At 75.5% G+C, this 20889-nt stretch carries 20 protein-coding genes; 12 read left to right on the top strand and 8 right to left on the bottom strand.

What is annotated here, in order from left to right; genetic code table 11:
- The first annotated feature begins 21 nt into the window (after positions 1 to 21).
- The 4 genes from prcA (at position 22) to ACGF5G_RS13020 (ending at position 3522) form a co-directional block, all read left to right on the top strand.
- Positions 22 to 852 (top strand): proteasome subunit alpha, encoded by an 831-nt coding sequence (prcA, locus tag ACGF5G_RS13035; protein ID WP_393262157.1) that lies wholly within the window; start codon positions 22 to 24, stop codon positions 850 to 852.
- A 347-nt stretch (positions 853 to 1199) separates the two neighbouring features.
- Positions 1200 to 2558 (top strand): Pup--protein ligase, encoded by a 1359-nt coding sequence (gene pafA / locus ACGF5G_RS13030; RefSeq protein WP_350685647.1) that lies wholly within the window; start codon positions 1200 to 1202, stop codon positions 2556 to 2558.
- Between the two features lie 69 nt (positions 2559 to 2627).
- Positions 2628 to 2813, top strand: a complete 186-nt coding sequence (locus ACGF5G_RS13025; protein WP_393262154.1) for a hypothetical protein — start codon at positions 2628 to 2630, stop codon at positions 2811 to 2813.
- Between the two features lie 160 nt (positions 2814 to 2973).
- Positions 2974 to 3522: a carboxymuconolactone decarboxylase family protein gene (locus ACGF5G_RS13020; RefSeq protein ID WP_393262622.1), complete on the top strand. Its 549-nt coding sequence runs from the start codon at positions 2974 to 2976 to the stop codon at positions 3520 to 3522.
- A 54-nt stretch (positions 3523 to 3576) separates the two neighbouring features.
- Here the strand turns inward: ACGF5G_RS13020 and ACGF5G_RS13015 are convergent, their stop codons facing one another.
- Positions 3577 to 4662 carry a DUF3866 family protein gene (locus ACGF5G_RS13015; RefSeq protein ID WP_393262152.1) on the bottom strand — a complete coding sequence of 362 codons (1086 nt, stop codon included), beginning with the start codon at positions 4660 to 4662 and terminating at the stop codon, positions 3577 to 3579.
- 131 nt (positions 4663 to 4793) lie between these two features.
- The gene (locus ACGF5G_RS13010) at positions 4794 to 5756 is read right to left on the bottom strand and encodes a cation diffusion facilitator family transporter (protein WP_393262149.1); all 963 of its coding nucleotides are present in this window, start codon (positions 5754 to 5756) and stop codon (positions 4794 to 4796) included.
- Between the two features lie 124 nt (positions 5757 to 5880).
- On the opposite strand from ACGF5G_RS13010, the gene ACGF5G_RS13005 reads away from it, so the two are divergent.
- The 7 genes from ACGF5G_RS13005 (at position 5881) to ACGF5G_RS12975 (ending at position 11601) form a co-directional block, all read left to right on the top strand.
- Positions 5881 to 6879 (top strand): helix-turn-helix transcriptional regulator, encoded by a 999-nt coding sequence (locus ACGF5G_RS13005; protein ID WP_393262146.1) that lies wholly within the window; start codon positions 5881 to 5883, stop codon positions 6877 to 6879.
- A complete protein-coding gene (locus tag ACGF5G_RS13000) occupies positions 6876 to 7928 on the top strand; it encodes a helix-turn-helix transcriptional regulator (protein ID WP_393262144.1) in 1053 nt (350 codons plus the stop codon). Before ACGF5G_RS13005 ends, ACGF5G_RS13000 begins: the two co-directional genes overlap by 4 nt.
- A gap of 10 nt (positions 7929 to 7938) precedes the next feature.
- Positions 7939 to 8187, top strand: coding sequence for a hypothetical protein (locus ACGF5G_RS12995; protein WP_357456897.1), 249 nt, complete (start codon positions 7939 to 7941; stop codon positions 8185 to 8187).
- 198 nt (positions 8188 to 8385) lie between these two features.
- On the top strand, positions 8386 to 8673 hold the full coding sequence (tatA, locus tag ACGF5G_RS12990) for a Sec-independent protein translocase subunit TatA (protein WP_393262142.1): 288 nt from the start codon (positions 8386 to 8388) through the stop codon (positions 8671 to 8673).
- Between the two features lie 17 nt (positions 8674 to 8690).
- On the top strand, positions 8691 to 9641 hold the full coding sequence (gene tatC / locus ACGF5G_RS12985) for a twin-arginine translocase subunit TatC (protein WP_393262139.1): 951 nt from the start codon (positions 8691 to 8693) through the stop codon (positions 9639 to 9641).
- A 630-nt stretch (positions 9642 to 10271) separates the two neighbouring features.
- On the top strand, positions 10272 to 10877 hold the full coding sequence (locus ACGF5G_RS12980; protein ID WP_393262138.1) for a LuxR C-terminal-related transcriptional regulator: 606 nt from the start codon (positions 10272 to 10274) through the stop codon (positions 10875 to 10877).
- Between the two features lie 148 nt (positions 10878 to 11025).
- Positions 11026 to 11601 carry a response regulator transcription factor gene (locus ACGF5G_RS12975; RefSeq protein WP_393262136.1) on the top strand — a complete coding sequence of 192 codons (576 nt, stop codon included), beginning with the start codon at positions 11026 to 11028 and terminating at the stop codon, positions 11599 to 11601.
- 124 nt (positions 11602 to 11725) lie between these two features.
- On the opposite strand, the gene ACGF5G_RS12970 is transcribed toward ACGF5G_RS12975, so the two are convergent.
- The 4 genes from ACGF5G_RS12970 to lanKC all read right to left on the bottom strand — a co-directional run bounded on the left by ACGF5G_RS12970 (position 11726) and on the right by lanKC (position 18060).
- Positions 11726 to 13498: an ATP-binding cassette domain-containing protein gene (locus tag ACGF5G_RS12970; RefSeq protein ID WP_393262134.1), complete on the bottom strand. Its 1773-nt coding sequence runs from the start codon at positions 13496 to 13498 to the stop codon at positions 11726 to 11728.
- On the bottom strand, positions 13495 to 15222 hold the full coding sequence (locus ACGF5G_RS12965) for an ATP-binding cassette domain-containing protein (protein WP_393262133.1): 1728 nt from the start codon (positions 15220 to 15222) through the stop codon (positions 13495 to 13497). The genes ACGF5G_RS12970 and ACGF5G_RS12965 overlap by 4 nt, the downstream gene beginning before the upstream one ends.
- Before the next feature lie 72 nt (positions 15223 to 15294).
- Positions 15295 to 15414: a SapB/AmfS family lanthipeptide gene (locus tag ACGF5G_RS12960; protein ID WP_357697056.1), complete on the bottom strand. Its 120-nt coding sequence runs from the start codon at positions 15412 to 15414 to the stop codon at positions 15295 to 15297.
- A gap of 6 nt (positions 15415 to 15420) precedes the next feature.
- Complete coding sequence (lanKC, locus tag ACGF5G_RS12955) at positions 15421 to 18060, bottom strand: class III lanthionine synthetase LanKC (protein ID WP_393262130.1); 2640 nt, start codon at positions 18058 to 18060, stop codon at positions 15421 to 15423.
- Positions 18061 to 18298: 238 nt separating this feature from the next.
- Between lanKC and ACGF5G_RS12950 the strand changes: the two genes are divergently transcribed.
- Entirely contained in the window at positions 18299 to 19231 is a 933-nt protein-coding gene (locus ACGF5G_RS12950) for a diacylglycerol kinase (protein ID WP_393262620.1), read from the top strand.
- Positions 19232 to 19280: 49 nt separating this feature from the next.
- On the opposite strand, the gene ACGF5G_RS12945 is transcribed toward ACGF5G_RS12950, so the two are convergent.
- On the bottom strand, positions 19281 to 19997 hold the full coding sequence (locus ACGF5G_RS12945) for a TetR/AcrR family transcriptional regulator (RefSeq protein WP_393262127.1): 717 nt from the start codon (positions 19995 to 19997) through the stop codon (positions 19281 to 19283).
- 60 nt (positions 19998 to 20057) lie between these two features.
- Positions 20058 to 20831 carry an HAD family hydrolase gene (locus tag ACGF5G_RS12940; RefSeq protein WP_393262124.1) on the bottom strand — a complete coding sequence of 258 codons (774 nt, stop codon included), beginning with the start codon at positions 20829 to 20831 and terminating at the stop codon, positions 20058 to 20060.
- Positions 20832 to 20889: the final 58 nt, after the last annotated feature.

The following is a 20889-nucleotide window of genomic DNA, read 5'->3' as shown; positions in this document are numbered from 1 at the left end:
CCCTGAAGGAGAACCGCCGCCGTGGCCATGCAGTTCTACGCCTCGCCCGAGCAGATCATGCGCGACCGCTCCGAGTTGGCCCGCAAGGGCATCGCCCGGGGCCGCAGCGCGGTCGTCCTGAGCTACGAGGGCGGGGTGCTCTTCGTCGCCGAGAACCTCTCCAGCGCCCTGCACAAGGTCAGTGAGATCTACGACCGGATCGGCTTCGCCGCCGTCGGTCGCTACAACGAGTTCGAGAACCTGCGCCGCGCCGGCGTGCGGATGGCCGACCTGAACGGCCTGAGCTACGACCGGCGCGACGTCACGGGCCGGGCCCTGGCGAACGCGTTCGCGCAGACCCTGGGCGCCATCTTCACCGAGCAGTCGAAGCCGTTCGAGGTGGAGATCTGCGTGGCCGAGGTCGGCGCCACCGCCGAGGACGACGAGCTCTACCGGCTCACCTACGACGGCTCCGTCAACGACGAGCCGGGCCGGATGGCGATGGGCGGGCAGGCCGAGGCGATCACCGGCGTGCTGAAGTCCCACCACCGTCCGGACATGTCGCTGAGCGAGGCGGTGAAGGTCGCGGTGCAGGCGCTGGGCAGCGTCGGGGGCGAGGGCGGCGCGTCCCGCACCATCGCCGCGAACCAGCTGGAGGTGGCGGTCCTGGACCGGCGCCGGGTGGGACGGACGTTCCGCCGCATCACCGGGGCGGCGCTGACCGCCCTGCTCGACGGCGGCAAGGCCGAGGAGCCGGCCGTGCCGGCCCGTCCGGAGACCCCAACCGCGCCGACCGAGGAGGCGGGGAAGCCCACCACGTCGGCCGGCTCGGCGGACCTGGAGGGTCAGCAGCCGGAGGCCCCCGAGGCGTAGCGGAGTCGGTCGCGCGGGCGTCGGGGCCGTGGGCCCGGGCGCCCGCGCGGTCGTCGTACGCCCGCAGGTCGGCGGGCCGGCCGCGGCGGGCCGGTCCCGACCGACCCGCGTGGATCGACCGGGCCGGACGACGCCCGCACCGGCGTGACGCCGTCTTCGTGCCGGTGCGCCCGTGCGGCGGCACGGTCCACCTGGGACGCCGCCGGCGGGCGTACGGCGAGGTCGTGCCCGGGTGACGGCGGGGCCGGCGCGCGCGGCATGGCCCCCGGCGGGCCGGCGGGCGTCCCTGGCGTGAGACGACGTGGTGAGGCTGCCCATCTGGGGCCTCGGGCGGCTAATGTCTCATCATGGAGCGGCGAATCTTCGGCCTTGAGACCGAGTACGGCGTCACCTGCACCTACCGCGGGCAGCGGCGGCTGTCCCCCGACGAGGTCGCCCGGTACCTCTTCCGCCGAGTGGTGTCCTGGGGCCGGTCGAGCAACGTGTTCCTGCGCAACGGCGCCCGGCTCTACCTCGACGTCGGCTCGCACCCGGAGTACGCCACGCCGGAGTGCGATTCGGTGGTGGACCTGGTCGCGCACGACCGGGCCGGCGAGCGAATCCTGGAGGGGCTGCTGGTCGACGCGGAGAAGCGGTTGCACGACGAGGGCATCGCGGGCGAGATCTACCTGTTCAAGAACAACACCGACTCGGCCGGAAACTCGTACGGCTGCCACGAGAACTACCTGGTCTCCCGGCACGGCGAGTTCGGCCGACTGGCCGACGTGCTGATCCCGTTCCTGGTCACGCGGCAGTTGATCTGCGGCGCCGGCAAGGTGTTGCAGACGCCGCGCGGGGCGGTCTACTGCCTGTCGCAGCGGGCCGAGCACATCTGGGAGGGCGTCTCGTCGGCGACCACCCGGAGCCGGCCGATCATCAACACGCGCGACGAGCCGCACGCGGACGCGGAGCGCTACCGCCGGCTGCACGTGATCGTCGGCGACTCCAACATGAACGAGGTCACCACGCTGCTCAAGGTCGGCACCGCCGACATCGTGCTGCGGATGATCGAGGCCGGGGTGGTGATGCGGGACCTGACGCTGGAGAACCCGATCCGGGCTATCCGCGAGGTGTCGCACGACATCACGGGCCGGCGCAAGGTGCGGCTGTCCTCCGGCAAGGAGGTCAGCGCGCTGGAGATCCAGCAGGAATACCTGGCGAAGGCGACCGAGTTCGTGGAGCGCCGCGGCGGCGACCAGACCGCCAAGCGGGTGGTGGAGTTGTGGGGTCGGGTGCTGCGCGCGGTGGAGACCGGCGACCTGGAGCCGGTGGCCCGGGAGATTGACTGGGTGACCAAGCTGCGGCTGATCGAGCGCTACCAGCGCAAGCACGACCTGCCGCTGTCGCATCCGCGGGTCGCCCAGATGGATCTCGCCTACCACGACCTGCGTCGGGGCCGGGGCCTCTACGGGCTGCTGGAGCGGCGCGGCGAGGTGGACCGGGTGGCCACCGACCCGGAGATCTTCGAGGCGAAGGAGACTCCGCCGCAGACGACCCGGGCCCGGCTGCGCGGCGAGTTCATCCGGCACGCCCAGGAGAAGCGGCGTGACTTCACCGTCGACTGGGTGCACCTGAAGCTGAACGACCAGGCGCAGCGCACGGTGCTCTGCAAGGATCCGTTCCGGGCGTACGACGAGCGGGTGGAGCGGCTGATCGCCAGCATGTGACGGTGTGGGCCGGCCCGGTGTGGTGGTGACCGCCTGCCGGGTCGGCCGGCCCGGTAGGCTGACCGCGCCATGACGACTTCCGAACCTCCCGACAGCGGCCGGGCGCGGCAGAACTGGGTCGAGCGCCGCCGCGAGAAGATCCGCGCCGAGATCGAGCGCAACCGGCGCGGCGAGTACACGGTGCCCACCTGGGTGCTGGCGCTCGCGCTGGTGCTGATCGTGGGTGCCTGGCTCGCCCTGATCTTCATGGCCTGACCCTCCCGGGCGGCGCTGGTCGGCACGGCCTGACCGGGCCCGGGCGGCACCGCAAGCTTGAAGTGGCCTCGGCCCGGCGGCGCTGGGACGATCGTCCCGTTCGGCGTTGTCGGTCCGTGGACCGGGCACGCCCGCCGTGGCGGCAAGGGATGGTGACGTCATCGCACACATCGACCTCGGTATCGACGAGCGGGAGCATCCGGGCATCCGGGGCCCGATGCGGTTCCGGCCGGAGACGGCCAAGCCCCTCAACGCGCTGGCGGAGGCGCTGCTGCGCGCCCCGCACCCGACGCTGACGCCCGGGGAGCGGGAGCTGATCGCGGCGTACGTGTCGGGGCTGAACGAGTGCCGGTTCTGCTGCGCGACGCACTCGGCCTTCGCGGCGGCGCAGCTCCCCTCCGGCATGCCGCTGGTGGACCGGGTCCTCGTCGATCCGGTGGACGCGGAGGTCAGCGAGAAGCTGCGGGCGTTGTTGCGCATCGCCGAGGCCGTGCAGCGCAGCGGCCGGGACGTGACGGTGGAGCTGGTGGAGGCCGCCCGGGGTGCCGGCGCGACGGACCTGGAGATCCACGACGCGGTCCTGATCGCGGCGGCGTTCTGCATGTACAACCGCTACGTTGACGGGTTGGGCACCCTGGTCCCGGACGACCCGGCGGTGTACGAGAAGGCCGCCGAGCGCATCGTGCGGCAGGGCTACCTGGCGACCTGAGGGCGGCCGCCGGGCACGTCGGTCGTCCGGCGTCCGGGTCGGGCTCGGGCCGGGTCAGGTCAGCAGGCGGGCGGCGTGCCGGCCGGCCGCGGCGGCGGCCAGGAAGTACGCGTGGTCGGCGTCGAGGCCCCGACCCATGGTGGACAGCGGCACCGGTGTCGCCCGCAGCGCGGCGTCGAGCCCGTCGGTGGGCACCCGGACGACGGTGTGCCGTGCCGCGAGGGGGGCCAGCGCGGCGTCCACCTCGCGGGCCAGCGCCGGGTCCAGTCCGGCGGGCACCACCAGCGCGGCGGGGGCGAGGGCCACCCGGCCGTACGCGGTGAGGCTGTGGTGCGACACGCCCCGGTGCCGGGGCCGGGGGTCGGCGTTGGAGATCCGCAGCGACCCGACCGGGCGCCCGCCCAGCGTGGCGACGGCGTTGACGGCCTCGCCGACGCCCACGCCGGAGAAGCCCCACCGGGTGCCGGTGCCGAGGTTGCCGGGTCCCTGGGCGACGATCGCCACGTCGGCGCCCAGGACGTGGCGGGCGGCCAGCAGGCCGCTGTGCACGGTGCTCGCCTCCAGGTCGCCGCCGAACGCCTGGCCGACGCTGACCGTGCCGGCGAGGTGGTCGCGCAGCCCGGCGAGGGTGCGGGAGAACCAGGCGGGCAGCGCCCCGCCGTCGGTCAGCACGTACGCGACCCGGGAGTCCGGGGCGTCGGCGTGGATGCCGGCCAGGACCGCCGGCAGCGCGGAGTGCAGGTCGGCGGTGACGACCGGCAGGCCGCCCAGGTCGTCGGCGGCGGCCAGGACCTCGCGGTGTGGGGACGCCTCCTCGTCGACGCCGAGCAGGATCGGCTGCAGCGGGGTGTAGCGGGCCTTGACGAGGTGACCGGCGTCGCGGGTGTCGAGGGCCTGCGGCGGGTCCGGCGGCAGCCGGTCGGGCAGTGCCACGACCAGGGCGTACCCGCCGGTGCCGAGGCCCATCAGCAGCGCGCCGGCGTTGAGCAGCACCCGATCGCCGGGCTCGGGTCGGCCGACCAGTTCGGGGTAGGCCAGGGCGCGGACCGTGGCGCCGTCGGGCAGGTCGACGTCGAGCTCCACCGCCCCGGTCCACTGCCGCCGCAGCGCCGTCACCGTTCCGGACCGCCATCGCACCATGCCCGGCACGCTAGCGTCGCCGCCCCGGTCGGCCGCGCCCGGGGGCGGCCGGGCGATGCCGCCGGGCGGGGCGGCTGGAGCAGGGCGGCCCGGGGAGGGCAAGGGCGGGCGGCCGGGGAGGGCAGGGCGGGTCAGCCGGCGGGGTCGTCCGGCCGCCGGGCGCCGCCGCGTGGGGTGCCGGTGGGGTCGAGGAAGACGTACCGGATCTGCGGGTAGCGGGCGGTGAGGCGGCGCTCGGCCTCGTCGGCAACGGCCTCGATGGTCGCGCCGCTCGCCGCGTCGTCGAAGTCCAGCTTCGCGGCGACCAGGACGTCGTCCGGCCCGAGCTGCATGGTCAGCAGCGTGTCGAGTCGGCGCACGGTGGCCAGCCCGGCGAGTTCGCCGGCGATCTCGCGGTGCACCCGCTCGGGCACCGCCCGACCGACCAGCAGCGAGATGTTGCTGCGGGCCAGGACGGTGGCGACCACGAGCAGCAGCACCCCGATCAGGATGGAGGCCAGGCCGTCCCACACCTCCTCGCCGGTGAGCTGGGACAGGGCCACCCCGACGGCGGCCAGCACCAAGCCGATCAGGGCCGCGGCGTCCTCGAAGAACACCGCCTTGACGGCGGGGTCGGCGGTCAGCCGCAGGAACCGGCGTGGTGTGGTGTGCAACTGCAGGGACTCGGTGCGGATCTGGCGTACGGCGCGGGCCAGCGAGACCGACTCGATGGCGAACGACACGGCCAGCACGACGTAGGCGGCCAGGTAGTCGTTCCGGTGCTCGTGCACCAGGATGGTGGTGACGCCGTGGGTGATGGCGAAGCCGGCGCCGGCGACGAACGTGAACACCGCCGCCAGGAAGGCCCAGACGTAGCTCTCCTTTCCGTACCCGAACGGGTGGCGGGCGTCTGCCGGCCGCGCCCCGCGCCGCAGCGCGAGGTAGAGCAGCACCTCGGTGGTGGTGTCGGCGACGGAGTGCACGGCCTCGGAGAGCATCGCCGCCGACCCGGAGATCAGCCCGGCGACCAGCTTGGCGACGGCGATGGCGAGGTTGGCGGCCCCGGCGACCACGACGGTGCCGACGCTCTCCGTCTTGACCTCCGGCCGCGCCACCAGGTCACTGTATGACCGCCGGACGTGCCGTGCGGGCGGACCGGACGCGGGGCCGGTGCGACGCGACCCACGTGGTGCCCGCGTGGGTGCACGTGCCCGACGCGCGGGCTGCTAGCGTCTACCCGTGTCGCGGACCCGCACCGAACGCCTGGTCAACCTGGTGATCTGCCTGCTGTCCACGCGACGGTTCCTGACCGCCGCGCAGATCGCCGCGACCGTGCCCGGCTACGAGCACGATCCGGAGGACGCGCGCGACCACGAGGCGTTCCAGCGCAAGTTCGAGCGGGACAAGGCCGAGCTGCGTGAGCTGGGCGTACCGCTGGAGACCGGGACGGCGAGCGTCTTCGACGCGGAGCCCGGCTACCGGATCGCCCACCGCGAGTACGCGCTGCCGGACATCCCCCTCGAACCGGACGAGGCCGCCGCGGTGGGCATCGCCGCGCGGCTGTGGCAGCACGCCGGGCTGGCCGCCGCCGCCTCCTCCGGGCTGGCGAAGCTGCGCGCCGCCGGCGTCGACGTGGATCCGCAGGCCACGCTGGGCCTGGAGCCGATGGTGACGGTGGACCCGGCGTTCGCGCCGCTCACCGCCGCCGCCCGGGACCGGCGGGAGGTCACCTTCGACTACCGGGTGCCCGACCGCGACGAGCCGAACCGCCGCCGGTTGCAGCCGTGGGGTGTGGTCTGCTGGCGGGGCCGGTGGTACGTGGTCGGCCACGACCTCGACCGCGAGGCGACCCGCTGCTTCCGGCTGTCGCGGGTGGTCGGCGCGGTCCGGGTGACGGGCGCGCCGGGCGGCTACGAGCCGCCGGCCGGGGTCGACCTGATCAGCCACGTGGCCCGCTGGTCGGGGCCGGTGGAGCGCACCGGGCGGGCCACCGTGCTGGCCGCCCCGGGCCGCGCCGCCGGGCTGCGCCGCTGGGCGGTCGGCGTCACCGCCGGGCCCGACGGCGACCGGCTCGTCCTGCCGTACGCCGACGTGGACGTCCTCGCCGGCCAGCTCGTCGGCTACGGTCCGGACGTGCGGGTGCTCGACCCGCCCGAGGTGCGGGAGGCGGTCATCCAGCGGCTCAAGGAGATCGCGGCCCGGCACGACGACCTCGCCGTCGTCGGGGGTGCCCGGTGACCCGGCCGGCCGCCCGTGGCGGCTCCCGCGCGTCGGCCGACCGGCTGGCCCGGCTGCTGAACCTGGTGCCCTACCTGCTCGCCCGGCCCGGTATCGAGATCGCCGAGGCCGCCGGTGACCTGGGCGTCACCGAGCGGCAGCTGCGCGAGGATCTGGAACTGCTGTGGGTGTGCGGGCTGCCCGGCTACGGCCCGGGCGACCTGATCGACATGGCCTTCGACGGCGACCGGGTGACCATCACCTACGACGCCGGCATCGACCGGCCGCTGCGGCTCACCCCCGACGAGGCCCTCGCGCTGGTGGTGGCGCTGCGGATGCTCGCCGAGACGCCCGGGGTGGCCAACCGGGAGGCCGTCGAGCGGGCCCTCGCCAAGATCGAGAATGCGGCCGGGGACCTGGTGGCCGCGCCCGTCGAGGTCCGGCTGCCCGCCGACACCCGCCGGGTGCAGGAGCTGCGGGCCGCCGTCGAGAGCGGCCGGGCGCTGCGCATCACCTACTACACGGCGGCGCGGGACGAGACCACGGACCGCGTCGTCGATCCGCTGCGGATGCTGATGGTCGGTGGCCGCGCGTACGTGGAGGCGTGGTGCCGCCGGGCGGAGGCGGTGCGGCTGTTCCGGGTCGACCGGATCGACGCGGTCACCGAGTTGGACGAGCCGGCGATGGTGCCGCCGCAGGCCCGCCCGCACGACCTCACCGACGGCGTGTTCCGGCCCTCGCCGGACCTGCCGTTGATCACCCTGCGGGTCGGCCGGGGCGAGCGGTGGATCACCGAGTACTACCCGTGCGAGCGGGTCGAGGCCGGCGCCGGTGACCAGTGGCTGGTCTCGCTGCGGGTCACCGACCTGGGCTGGGCCCGTCGCTTCGTGCTGGGGCTGGGGCCGGACGTCGCCGTGGTCGCCCCGGCCGAGCTGGCCGAGCAGGTCCGGGCCGCGGCGACCGCCGCGCTCGACGCGTACGCGACGCCGACCCCGGCCGCGCCCCGACGCCCGGCGGACGGGTCGGACACGCCCTCGGCCGACCCGGCGGTGACCGCGGGCACCCAGTAGGCTGGCCGCCGTGGTGAAGTGGATCGTGCTCGCGGTGGTGCTGTTCGCGCTCGTCGTGTTGGCCCTGGCCGTCCGGCCGGTGCTGGCGCGGCTGCCCCGGCTGCGCCGCGCGGCCGTCGCCCTGCAACGACGGGCGACCGAGGCGGAGGCGCTGCGGGACACCGCGGAGGCCCTCCAGCAGCGGGCCGAGGCCCTCCAGCAGCAGCTCGACGTCACCCACCGGCGAGTCGAGCTGATCAAGGCCAAGCGCGGCGGTTGATCGATCGGTGTCGCGTCCCTGCGCGATCCGGTCCGGTACCGCGCAGGAACGGTCCGTCGGGGGAGTGTTGACGGGACATCCCGGGTTGGTCAAGACTTCACCGGCCGGGACGAACCCGGCGGGTGGCAACGGCCGTCGGCGCACGTACGATGGCTGCGGTACACCCCTCACGACGACACAGAGCGACTGGAGCTTCCCATGGGTGCCCTCAAGCCGTGGCACATCGCCGTACTCGTGGTCGTGCTGATCCTGCTCTTCGGCGCGAAGCGGCTCCCCGACGCGGCCCGTTCGCTGGGCCGGTCGCTGCGGATCATCAAGGCCGAGACCAAGAGCCTGCACGACGACGACCGCAACCTCGCCGAGAAGGCCGACGCGCAGGCCGGCTACCAGCCGCTCCCGCCGCACACCGGTCAGCAGGCTCCGCACCAGGCCCCGCCGCAGCAGCAGCCGGTCGTTGACCCGGTGCACCGCGTCCGCGACAACTGACCGAGGGCCCGAACACCGTGGCCTTCGCTCTCCGTAAGCGCGGTCCGAGCAACTTCAAGCGGGCCGCCGACGGCTCGATGACGCTGGTCGAGCACATCCGCGAGCTGCGCAACCGGCTGTTCAAGGCGTCCCTGGCGATCCTGGTCGGGTTCGGTTTCGGCATCTGGCTCGCCGGGCCGGTGCTGAACGTGCTCAAGCGGCCGTACTGTGACCTGCCGCAGGCGCAGACGACGAACGGCGCGTGCGACTTCGTCCAGCTCGGCCCGGCCGACCTGTTCCTGCTGAACCTGAAGATCGGTCTGTGGGTCGGGCTGATCATCGCCGCGCCCGTCTGGCTCTACCAGCTCTGGGCGTTCATCGCGCCGGGCCTGCACCGGCACGAGCGGCGCTACGCGTACGTCTTCACCGGGCTGGCGGCGCCGCTGTTCGCCGCCGGGGCGGTGCTGGCGTACTTCGTGACCGCGAAGGGCCTGGAGTTCCTGCTGGACATCTCCGGCAGCGACATCAACACGACGCTGGACATCACCAGGTACGTCTCGTTCGTGACGAACCTGATCCTGCTGTTCGGGGTGGCGTTCGAGTTCCCGCTGCTGGTGTTGATGCTGAACTTCGTCGGCATTGCCAGCGCGAAGCGGCTGCTGGGCTGGTGGCGGGTGGCGGTCTTCGTCTTCTTCGCCTTCTCCGCGGTGGTCACCCCGACGCCCGACCCGTTCGGGATGACGGCGCTGGCGATCTGCCTCTGCGCGCTCTACTTCGCCGCCGTCGGCGTCGCGTACCTCAACGACAAGCGCAAGGGCCGCGGCAAGGAGATCTACGCCGGCATCGACGACGACGAGGTGTCGCCGCTGGAGTTCGACGCGGACCCGGTCGAGGCCGGGCAGCGGGTCAACGCCAGCGAGCCGATCGCGGCCCCGGAGCCGGTCGCCGCGCCCGCCCCGATCGACCGCCGCTACGACGACATGACCTGATCGCGGCCGACCGCACCACCCGCGTACGACGCAAGCCCCCTTCGCCGGGGGCTTGCGTCGTTTCCGGCCGGGTGCCGCGCGCCTAGCGCACGCCACCCCCGTTGTGGGCGATCCAGTCGGCAATCCGTCACCAGGCGTTCACAAGCTGCGGTCGAGTGATCGCGTCTTTACGATGTGTCGACGTTCCCGACACGGGGAGGTCGCTGCCCAGTGCGTCGCCCGACTTTCCGTCCTTCGCCCGTCGCCGTGCCGGGGGCCGCCCCCTCGCCGGGGCGGCGCAGGCTGCCCGTCGCCCGCTCGACCGCCCTGATGGGGGCCGCCGGGCGGGGCGCGCCGCCGTTCGCCCGTGCCGCTCTCGGCCCGGCGTGGCCGTCTCCGCAGAGCCAGCGGTGGCATCCGGCGACCGGCTCCACGGTATGAGCGCACACCCCGGCTGAGTTCCGGCGGACCCGCCCGCGCGGTCGTCCGGCCCGTCCGGTCGCACCGTCCGGTGCGTGGTCACACGGTGCCCGTGAGCGTCGCCACGTCCGACGTCGCGGGCGGGACCCCCAATCCGTCCACGCGGCCGGCCCGCACAGTCCCGTTCAGGGGACTCGGTGGCCACCACGTACCCGAGATCGGAGCTACGCGTTGATCCGCGTTGTCGTTGCCGAGGAGATGGGGCTGCTGCGCACCGCGCTGTGCGCCGCGCTGTCGAGCCAGGAGGACATCGAGGTCGCTGCCGAGGTGGCCGGGCTGGCGGAGCTGTCCGCCGTGGTGCGTCGGCACCGGCCCGACGTGGTGGTGGTGGACCTGGCGTCGGACGCGCCGCAGCCGGTCGAGGTGGTTGCCGAGATCATCGGGGCGGCGCCCGAGACGGCCGTGCTGGGCATGGGGCGCCGGTGGAGCCAGGCCGCGGTCGGGGACCTGCTGGCCGCCGGGGTACGCGGCCTGGTCGGCAAGGACGCGTCGCTCGAGGCGCTGGTCGAGGCCGTCCGGGAACTCGCCGCCGGCGGGAAGGTCATCGACGCGGCGGTCGCCGTGACGGTGCTGCTACCCCCGTCCAGCCCGTTGACCCGTCGGGAGGTGGAGGTGCTGCGGGTGGCCGCCGAGGGCCTGCCGCTCAAGGAGATCGCCCGCCGGCTGTTCCTCGCGCACGGCACGGTGCGCAACCACCTGTCGGCGGTCATGCGCAAGACGGGGGCCCGCAACCGGATGGAGGCGGTGTGGCGCGCCCGGCGCGACGGGTGGATCTGACGTTCTCTCCGCCGCCCCGGAGGACAGCGATGCTGTTCCGCGCTGCGCGCGGAACAGCGTGCGGCGCCTGAGCCGAGCGGCGCCGCTCGGTACGTGTTTGAATGCGGACGGTCCGTGCTCGGTCTGACGACGCTCGGGAAGGTCAACGGTGATCCGTACCCTGCTGGCCCTCGACGGTGCCCTGGTCCGTGGCGCCCTTTCACTCGTCCTCGCCGCCGAGGATGACATCAGTGTGGTGGCGGAGCTGGACCGGGAGGACGCCCTCCCGTCGGCGGTCCGGGCGCAGCGCCCCGACGTGGCGGTCGTCGACCTTGATCTCGTCGGGGCGGGGGTGGCCGGGCAGTGCCCCCTGCTGGTGCTCGCCGACCACCGCCGCGCGCGCAGCCTGCACCGGGTCCTCACGCCGGGTCGGACCGTCGGCATCCTCGGCAACGACGTCGCTCCGCAGCGGGTGGTGGACGGGGTCCGGCGGCTGGCCCGGCGGGAGTCGGTGATCGACGCCGACCTGGTGATGGCGGCGCTGGTCAGGGACAGCCCGCTGACCGTGCGAGAGACCGAGATCCTCGACCTGACGGCGGCCGGGGCGCCGGTCGTGGAGATCGCCCGGACGCTCGGGCTCTCGCCGGGGACTGTGCGCAACCACCTCGGGCGGATCACCCGCAAGGCGGGCGCGCGCACCAGGGTGGAGGCGGTGCGGGTCGCCCGCGAGGCCGGCTGGATCTGACGGCGCCCCGGCCCGCCGCGCTCACCAGCGCGCAGACCGACGACGCCGACCGAGCGTGGAGCCGCAGCTCACCACGATCCGGCATCGCCGGTGGCGTCCCGGGCGTGACCGGTCACGCGGGCGGTCACCCCCGGCCGATAGGCACGCGGGTCGGCGGTGCGACGTCCTGCCAGTGGCCGACCAGTTCGCGGTAGGTGGGGGAGCGGACCAGCAGGTCGTCGTGGGTGCCGACGAGCGGCCGGTCGCCGTCGAACACCAGCACGCGGCGGGCGCGGGTCGCCGAGCTGATCCGGTGCGCGATCACCACCAGCGTGCCGGGGCGGCGGGCGAAGGCGCGCTCGACGGTCGCCTCCAGCGTCGGGTCCAGGTGGCACGTCGCCTCGTCGAGGATCACCAGCGGCGCCGGGGCCAGGTAGGCCCGCACCGCGGCGACGAGCTGCCGTTCCCCGGTGGACAGGGCGGCGGGGTCGATCTCGGCGTCGAGCCCCCCGAGGCGAGTTACCAGGGGGCGGGCCCCGAGGGCGTCCACGGCGGCCGCCACGGTCGCGTCGTCCACCTCGGGATGCAGGTAGCGCAGGTTGTCGGCGAGGGTGCCGCTGCGCACGTACGCCTCCTGCGGCACCAGCACCCGCAGTCGGGCCAGCGCCTCGGGCGGGGTGGTGGCGACGGGCGTGCCGGCCAGGTGCACCGTGCCGGATTCCGGCGGCACCAGCCCGGCGACCAGGGCGGCCAGCGTGGACTTGCCGGCGCCGCTGGGCCCCACCACCGCCAGGTGCTCGCCGTGGGCCACGGTCAGGGTGAGGTCCGCCAGGACGGGCCGGGCGTGTGGGCCGTACCGGAAGGTCAGCCCGCGCAGCCGGACCGCGGGCGGGGCGGCCGCCGGGCCGGGAACGGCGGGCGGGCGCGGCACCGGCCCGGGTACGACGGGCGGGCGCGGCACCGGCCCGGGGGGCGGGCAGGTGCGCAGGATCCGGTCGAGGGTGACGGCGTAGCGCAGGCCGCCGCCGCCCACGCCCTGCACGACCGCGTGCAGGGCGGGCTGCAGGCCGGTGGTGACGTAGACCAGCGCGCCCAGCACGGCGCCGGTGCTGAGCCCGTGCCGCACCAGCCACGGCGCGGCCAGCAGCAGCACCACCACCGGCAGCCAGCCGCCGAGCCCGAGGCTGAGGCTGCGCAGCGCCGCCATCCGCGCGAGGGTCCGCTCGGCGTCGGCCTGCGCCGACACCCGCCGGGCGACCCCGGCCACGACCCGGTCCTGCGCGCCGCAGGCGACCACGTCGCGGTGCCCGGCCAGCGCGGACGCCGCCGACCGGCCGAGTTCCTCCCCGGCGGCCACCTGGGCCCGCTGGTGCGCCACCATCGCCGGCAGTGCCGCGGCGAACACGGCCAGCCCGACCAGCAGCGGAGCGGCCACCGCGCCCGCCAGCGGTGGCGCCAGGGCGAGCAGGCCGAGCAGCGCCGCGCCGGCGGTGAACAGGAACCCGCGGACCACCAGCAGCAGCCCGCCGAAGGTGTCCCGGACGACTTCCACCTGGTGGGTCAGCCGGGTCACGGCGGCGCTGTCCGGTCGGCCGCCGGCCCGGGTGGCGTCGCGCAGCGCGGCGTGCACGACCCTGGCCGCCAGTTCGTCGCGGAACGGCTCCACCACGTCGCCGAGGCTGCGGTACACCTGCCCGGTGGCGGACGCGCCGACCAGCACGGCCACGGCGAGCCCGGCCAGCCAGGCCAGGCCGGTGCCGAACTGACCGGCCAGGAAGCCCCGGTCGACGGCGCGGGCCACGAGCAGCCCGCTGAGCAGCGCCGGCAGGGACTCGGCCACCGACCAGGCGGCGAGCCGGCCCAGCGCCCGGCGGCGGGCGCGCAGCGCCCCCCAGGTCGTGCCGCGTACGCCGCTCACGGGGCGGCACCGCCGGGTGCGAAGACCGCCCGGTAGTCCGGGTCGGCCCACAGTCGACGGTGCGGCGCCACGGCCCGCAGCCGTCCGCCGTCGAGCCAGGCGACCAGGTCGGCCGCTGCCGCCGTCGTCGCGCGGTGGGTCACCACGAGTCGCGTACGCCCCTGTGCGCCGTCGGCCACCGCCCGGGCGATCCGGTGTTCGGTGGCGGTGTCCAGGCTGGACGTCGCGTCGTCCAGGATCAGCAGCCGTTCGGCGGGGAATGCCCGGGCCAGCCCCAGCCGCTGCGCCTCGCCCCCGGACAGCGGCGCGTCCACCAGCCGGGTGCGGAACCCGTCGGGCAGCCGGGCGACGACGTCGGCGACCTGCGCCGCCCGCGCCGCGACGAGCACGGCCGGCGTGGCCGGGGCGCCGCCGGCGGGCGGGCGTGCCGACCCGTCGGGCAGGGCGAGCCCGATCGCGTCGTGCACCGTCTCGCCGACCAGGGCCGGCCGGTCGAAGGCGTGCCCGACGGCCCGCCGCAGCGCGGCGGGGCGCAACCGGCGCAGCGGCACCCCGTCGAGCAGCACCTCGCCGGAGTCCGGGTCGTGCAGCCGGCCGGCCACCGCGGCGAGGGTCGACTTGCCGGCGCCGGAGCGTCCGACGACGGCCACCGTGGCGCCGGCCGGCACGGTCAGGTCGACCCCGTCGAGGACCGCTCTGCCGTCCTCGGCGTGGACGCCGACGGCGCGCAGCCGCAGTTCGCCGCGGCCGGGCGGCAGCGGTTCGGTGCCGTCGCGGCGCACCGGGTGGGCAAGCGGCTCGGCGATCCGGCCGGCCGCCGCGCGGCTGCGGACGAGCCGGTTGAGGGTGGCCAGCACCGCGCCCAGCCCGGCGCCGAGGGCGGCGTACTGCACTGCGGCGACCAGTTGACCGGGGGTGAGCCAGCCGGCGGTGAGCGCGTACCCGCCGACGGCCACCACGGCCACCTGGAGCGCCGGACCCACGGCGGCGGTGCGGGCGCTCGCCCGGGCCAGCAGCCGCCAGCCGAGCAGACCGTACCCGCGCAGTTCCGGCAGAGCCGCCAGGACGCGGTCGCGTTCCCGGTCGACGGTCGCGGCGGCGGCGATGGTGCGGGCGCCGCCCAGCGCCTCCAGCAGGCGGCCCGCGATGGCGCCCAGCACCCGCTGGTACCCGCCGACTGCGGCGGAGGCGTCGGTGACGAACGCGCGCATGAGCACCGCCAGCAGGGCCAGCCCGCCGAGGAGGGTGACGCCGAGCAGCGGCTCGATCAGGGTGAGCGCCACGACGCTGCCGACCGGGGGGAGCAGCGCGACGACGCCCAGCACCACGGCGGTGCCGGCCTGTCCGGCGTCGGCGGCCTGGCCGACGAGCCGACCGACCAGGTCGCCCACCGGGTACCGGCGGACGGTGCGCACGTCGGAGGCGAACAGGTGACGCAGCAGGCGCCGGCGTAGCAGGGCGGTGGCGCGGGCCGCGCCGTACCCGCCGGCGAGGTCGCCGAGGACGTCGGTGACGACGAGGACGGCGACCAGCCCGCAGGCGGCGGCGGGCCACCAGGAGCCGTGACCGCCGACGGCGGCGTCGACGGCGAGCCCGAGCGTCGCGGGAAGCGCCAGTTCGGCGGCCGCGCCGGCGAGCGCGACCGCCCCGAGCAGGACCGTCCAGCCGCCGCCGTCGCGGACCACCCGGCGCAGCAGCCGGTCGGAGCCGGTCAGCGTCCGCATCGGACCTCCCGGAAAGACGTGCGGCCCTGGGCGGGTACGTCTACCCGCCCAGGGCCTCGCGTGGTGACCTGGTCAGTTGCAGGTCGTGATGGACAGCGAGCTGTCGCCGCAGAGCAGCAGGCTCGCGTTGCTGCCGCCGCCGGAGCGGTCGGCGGGGGCCATCTCCAGGCCCTGGAGGTCCAGAAGCGCCATGTCGTGTCACCTCCTTCCGTGCTGGTCGGTGGGGTCGGTCGCCCTCGCGTCGGCGAGGGAGTCGGGGGCGCCCGCCAGGGGCGCGAGGAACGGCAGGGCCACCGGCGCGTCGTGCCGCGCGGCGGCCAGCGCCAGCAGCACGCCGGCGGTGCCGGTGCCGAGGTCCATGGACAGCCGCAGCAGCTGCTCGCCGGGGAACGCGGTCCCGTCCGCGTACGGCAGGGCGTGCCACGCCAGCCGCCGCACCTGGGCGTCCCGCTCGCGGCGCCGTTCCGGGTCGTCCGGGTACGCCGCGAGGTAGGCGACGATGCCGGCGCGACCGGCGAACAGGCCCGACTGCGCGTAGAACGGGGACCGGGCGGCGCGGCGCACGCCGGCGCTGGCCTCGGCGAACCGCTCGTCGGCGCGGTGCCGCAGGTACTGGTCGAGCACGAGCCCGATGCCGACGCTGCCCTGCCCGAGGTAGGGCATGGTGCGCCAGCCCTCGTTGACCTCCAGCGCGCCGTCGGGGCGGACCACGCAGCGGCGCAGGTCCTGGCGCAGGGCGGTGGCGGCGTGCTCCAGCAGGGCGGGGTCGCCGGTCAGCTCGTGCAGCCGCACCAGCAGCAGCGCCGGGCCCGTCCGGCCGCGCAGCAGCCCGGCGTACGGGTGCCGCCCCCCGCTGACGTCCGGCCCCGGGTCGTCGGCGAGCCGGTCGACGACCCGCTCGGCGGCCCGCCAGGCCGCGTCGCGCAGGGCCGTCTCACCGGTGCGCCCGGCCAGCTCGGCGAGGTTGAGCGCGATCCCGGACAGGCCGCTGGCCAGGCTGTGGTCCAGCCCATCCGACGGCTGCCGCAGACAGATGTCGAGCACGTCGAGGGCGTCCTGCCGGCGGCCCAGCAGCTCCAGGGCGTACGCGACGCCGTGCAGGCCGTCGTAGAAGCCGCACCGGGTGCCGGAGGCGGGCACCGTGGCCCGGCGCACGAGCCACTGCTCGTGGTCGGGCCAGCGCCCGGCGCCGCTGGCGTGCAGGGCGTACAGGACCCCGGCGGCGCCGTGGGCGAGGTTGAGCCCGCCGCTGCGGAACTGCTCGATGTCGCCGGGGAAGAGCCGGTCGTCCCGGTCGGGTGTCGCGCTGGCGAGGATCGCCCGGGCGAGCCGGTCGCGGTGGGCCGGCCCGACGCCGACGGTGAGGTCGGCCTCCGCTCCGTCGGCCCGTTCGTCGGTCGTCGTGCCGGTCGTGCCGGCCGTCGCGGCGGCGGGGGCGCCGGTGATCTCTTCCACGGCGGCGTCGAGGAGCTTCCTCGGCACCGGGAAGTGGGCGGCGATCACGTCGGCGAGGTGCGCGGCCTTGGCCGGCGTCAGCCGGACCAGCTGGGTCAGCGGCAGGAACAGCGCCAGTCGCAGGCAGGCCAGGGCGTACCGGTCGACGGCGGGACCGGTGCGGTCCCGGGGCGCGGCGAAGCCCTGGTTGCGCAGGCCCGGCCGGCGGTGCCCGTCGATCGGGGCGGCGACCTCGAAGTCCACCAGCGCGATCCGGTCGTCGGGGCGGACCATGACGTTGAACAGGTGCAGGTCGCCGTAGACGAGGCCGCGCTCGTGGATGGCCAGCACGACCTCCTCGACCTGCCGGTGGACGTCCAGCGCCCACCGGGTGTAGTCGGCGCGGTCGGCGTCCGTGGCGTCGGCGTCGATCAGCGGGTACCGGTCGACCAGGACCTTGTTCAACGCGCGGCCCTCGACGAACTCCAGCGCGAGGAAGCGGTGCTCGCCGAGGGTGAACTCGTCGTGCACCCGGGGCACCTGCGGCAGGTCGGCGAGGCGGCGCAGCGCCTCGGCCTCCCGGCCCAGCCGGGCGACGGCGTCGGTGCCGTCGGCGTCCAGCCCGGCGTGCGGTCGGGCCTCCTTCAGCACCACCTGGGTGTCGCTGCGCAGGTCCCGGCCGACGTAGAGGCCGCCGCCGTTGGAGAAGTGGATGACCTTCTCGATCCGGTACGGCACCTCGTCGGTGCTGGTGGCGTTGCGGGCGGCCAGGTGCGGGCCGAGGAAGTCGGGCAGCGTCACCCAGGACGGCACGTGGAAGACGGGGTCGCGGCGGTCCGGCACGAGGGTGCCGGTGTCGTCCTCGATCGCCGGGACGACCTGGCCGTCGGGGGAGTGGCAGTAGCGGGCCGCGAAGCCGCCGTAGCGCACGTACACCGGCCCGGCGCCGTGGCGCAGGTCGCTGAGGATGTACGGGCCGGGTTCGCCGGCGAGCAGTTCGTCCAGCTCCTTGCAGACCAGCTCCAGCTCCGCGTCGTCACGGGGATAGACGGTGACGAACTTGCCGCTGGCCCCGCGGGAGGCGTACTTGGAGTTGCGCAGCAGCAGGGTGCGTGGGCCGCGGAGGAACTTGAACGACAGCTCCCGCGGGACGCAGTAGTCCCAGACGGTGTCCAGCACCCGCTCGGCGTTGGCCAGGGTCGCCGACACGTGGATCTTCCAGCCCTGCTGGGGCAGCGTACCGCCCTCCGGGGCGTAGATGAGCCAGTCGTCGAGCGGCTCCGAGCGCCAGCCGTCGGGCACGGGCCGCCGGGCCGCCGCGAAGGTGGGCTGTTCGACCGCGCTGCCGAGCGAGTCGTAGAACAGCCGGTCGGCGGCGCAGTAGCTGTCGTAGCGATCGTCCACCGTGACCACTCCCTCCGCTGTTCGGTCCAGCCCTCGGTCCTGCTGGCTGATCTGAGTCTGTCCGTTCGGGCCATGGCGGATCCAGTGCGATCAGTCATGACGGTGAATGCGTGCCGCACGGCCGGCCGTGACAAATGTCAGGCGCGCCCGGGGTGCTCGTCGGTCGCGGCGGCGGGTTGCGGGCGGTGTCGCCGTCGCCGGGGCGGGTGGTGCGGCCGCCCCGGTGGGTGGCGGTACGGTGCTCGCCGTGACCGCAGACGATCACCCCTCCGCCGCCGGCGGACCCGTCGCCGTGCTGGCCAACCCGACCGCCGGCCGGGGGCGGCACCAGGGGCTGCTGCCGCAGGTCCTGCACCGGCTCGCGGCCGCCGGCCGGCCGGTGCGCCTGCTGCACGCGCGCACCGCCGACGAAGCCGAGTCGGCCTGCCGCGCGGCGGTCGGCGACGGCGCGTCCGCTCTGGTCGCGGTGGGCGGCGACGGCACGGTGCACCGCGCGTTGCAGGCGGTCGCCGGCACGGCGGTGCCGTTCGGTCCGGTGCCGGCCGGCACCGGCAACGACTTCGCGGTCGACACCGGCTTTCCGGCCGACCCGCTCGCCGCCGTCGACGTGATCGCGGCGGCGCTGCGCGACGGCCGCACCCACCCGGTCGACCTGGCGCGGCTGACGGGAGCCGACGGCGTGCGCCGCTGGTACGGCGCGGTGCTCGCGGCCGGCTTCGACGCGATCGTCAACGAGCGCGCCAACCGGATGCGCCGGCCGCGCGGGCCGCGCCGCTACGACCTGGCGATCCTGGTGGAGTTGGCCCGGTTGCGCCCGCGCCGCTACACGCTGCGGCTCGACGGGGTGGCGCACGAGGTGGACGCCGTGCTGGTGGCGGTGGGCAACTGCGCCAGCTACGGCGGCGGCATGCGGATCTGCCCCGACGCGGACCCCGCCGACGGGCTGCTCGACGTGGTGGTGGGCGGCCGGTTCGACCGGCGCACCCTGATGCGGGTCAAGCCGCGCATCTACCGGGGCACCCACGTGGCGCATCCGTTGGTGCGCAGCTACCGCGCCCGCACGGTCGAGTTGAGCGCCGAGGGCATCACCACGTACGCCGACGGCGAGCGGGCACTGGACCTCCCGGTGACCGTGACCGCCGTCCCGGCCGCCGTCCACCTGCTCCGCTGACCCACCCCGTCACCCCGCCCGTTCCCGCCCCGCTCCCGCATCCGCACTGTCAGGGGGTGGGGGTGGTGCGGACGATGCGGTCCAGCCACTCCGCGAGCAGGGCGCGCTCGGCCGGGGAGAGGTCGGTGGTCAGCCCGTCGAGGGCGGCGCGCAGCGCCACCGCGTGCCGGACCGGGTTGCCGGCCCGGGAGGTCGCCCGGGCGGCGGGAGAGTCGGTGACCAGCGCGGCGAGCACCGCCTCCCGCGTCCGGGCCGACAGGGCGGGGTCGCGCCGCGGCGGCGGGGTGCGGATCAGGGCGAGGGTCACCCCGCAGGCGGCGGCGTGCAGCATCTCGGTGGCCTCGTCGACGCCCGCGCGCAGCCGGCCCGCCTCGGCCACCCGGTGCACGAGCTGGCGCAGGATGTCGGCCGCGACCCGGGCCGCGGTCGGGGTCTCGCCGGGACGCGGGTCGCCGTACATCAGGGCGTGGCAGGCCGGGTTGGCCAGGCCGAAGCCGACGTGCAGCTCCCAGCCCCGGCGCAGGTCGTCGACCGGGTCGCCGGCGAGGTCCCGGGACGCCTCGGCGTGCAGGTACGCGGCAAACCCGTAGCTGGCCGCCGCGTCCAGCAGGCCGCGCATGTCGCCGAACTGCCGGTAGATGGTCGGCGCCTGCACCCCGGCCGCCCGGCTCACCGCACGGGTCGAGACCGCCTCCCGGCCGCCCTCGGCGAGCAGGGCGGCGGCGGCCCGGACGATCCGGTCCCGGGGCGACGTCTCGGTGATCATGGCAACGACGATAACGCCCTCGCGTTAGCGGCGGTGGTTAACGCTGCTGTCGGCTTGTCGTTAGCGGTGCTGGTCGACGCCGGCGACGTCCAGCACGGTGCCCAGGCCGTTGGCGCGCCCCGCCTCGGCGGCCGGCAGCACCAGCACCCCGCACCCGGCCGCGACGGCTCCCGCATCGGCCGGCGTGTCGCCCACCATCAGCGCGCGCTCCGGGTCGACGCCGAGCATCCCGCAGGCGCGCAGGAAGATCCCCGGGTCCGGCTTGCAGCGCCCGACCTCGTACGACAGGGCGAAGGCGTCGACCAGGTCGGCCAGCCCCCACGCCGCGAACATCGGCCGGATGTCGAAGCCGATGTTGCTGACCACGGCCACCGGCACGCCGGCGGCGTGCAGGGCGGCCAGGGTCGGCGCGGTGTCCGGGTACGGCACCCAGCCGTCGGGGACCAGCACCCGCTCGTAGAGCGCCTCGGCGAAGCCCTCGATGCCCGCGTCGACCGTCTCCGCGAGCCCCGTGTAGGCGCCGCGGTGGGCGTGCGGGTAGAGATCCCGATCGGCCCACAGCTCGGCCAGCCGGGGCGGCACCCGGGCCGGCAGGGGGCCGCCCGCCCGGCCCGCCGTCAACAGCCGGTCGGCCAGCGCGGTGGCCCGCATCCGCTCCAGCGTCACGCCGCAGGAGGCCGCGGCGGCGAGCACCCACTCGCGGGGCTCCTCCACCTGGGCCAGCGTGCCGTGGAAGTCGAACAGAACCGCCTCCACGGGGCGGCGGGACGGGCCCGGGACGACGGCGTCGTCGGCCCCGGGTGAGGCGTGGGGCGGTTCGGCATGGTCCGGCACGCCGTGCACCCTACCGACCGCCCCCGACCCCGCTGTCGGTTGGCCTTGTCACGTGGCC

It is taken from the genome of Micromonospora sp. NPDC047730 (assembly GCF_043204765.1).
Taxonomy (GTDB): domain Bacteria; phylum Actinomycetota; class Actinomycetes; order Mycobacteriales; family Micromonosporaceae; genus Micromonospora.
This window is presented reverse-complemented; position numbering and strand designations above follow the sequence as displayed.

Coding starts and splice junctions, on each gene's coding strand:
- pafA (WP_350685647.1), top strand. CDS start 1,200: ATGGAGCGGCGAATCTTCGGCCTTGAGACCGAGTACGGCGTCACCTGC.
- ACGF5G_RS13025 (WP_393262154.1), top strand. CDS start 2,628: ATGACGACTTCCGAACCTCCCGACAGCGGCCGGGCGCGGCAGAACTGG.
- ACGF5G_RS13015 (WP_393262152.1), bottom strand. CDS start 4,662: ATGGTGCGATGGCGGTCCGGAACGGTGACGGCGCTGCGGCGGCAGTGG.
- tatA (WP_393262142.1), top strand. CDS start 8,386: ATGGGTGCCCTCAAGCCGTGGCACATCGCCGTACTCGTGGTCGTGCTG.
- ACGF5G_RS12965 (WP_393262133.1), bottom strand. CDS start 15,222: ATGCGGACGCTGACCGGCTCCGACCGGCTGCTGCGCCGGGTGGTCCGC.
- ACGF5G_RS12960 (WP_357697056.1), bottom strand. CDS start 15,414: ATGGCGCTTCTGGACCTCCAGGGCCTGGAGATGGCCCCCGCCGACCGC.
- ACGF5G_RS12945 (WP_393262127.1), bottom strand. CDS start 19,997: ATGATCACCGAGACGTCGCCCCGGGACCGGATCGTCCGGGCCGCCGCC.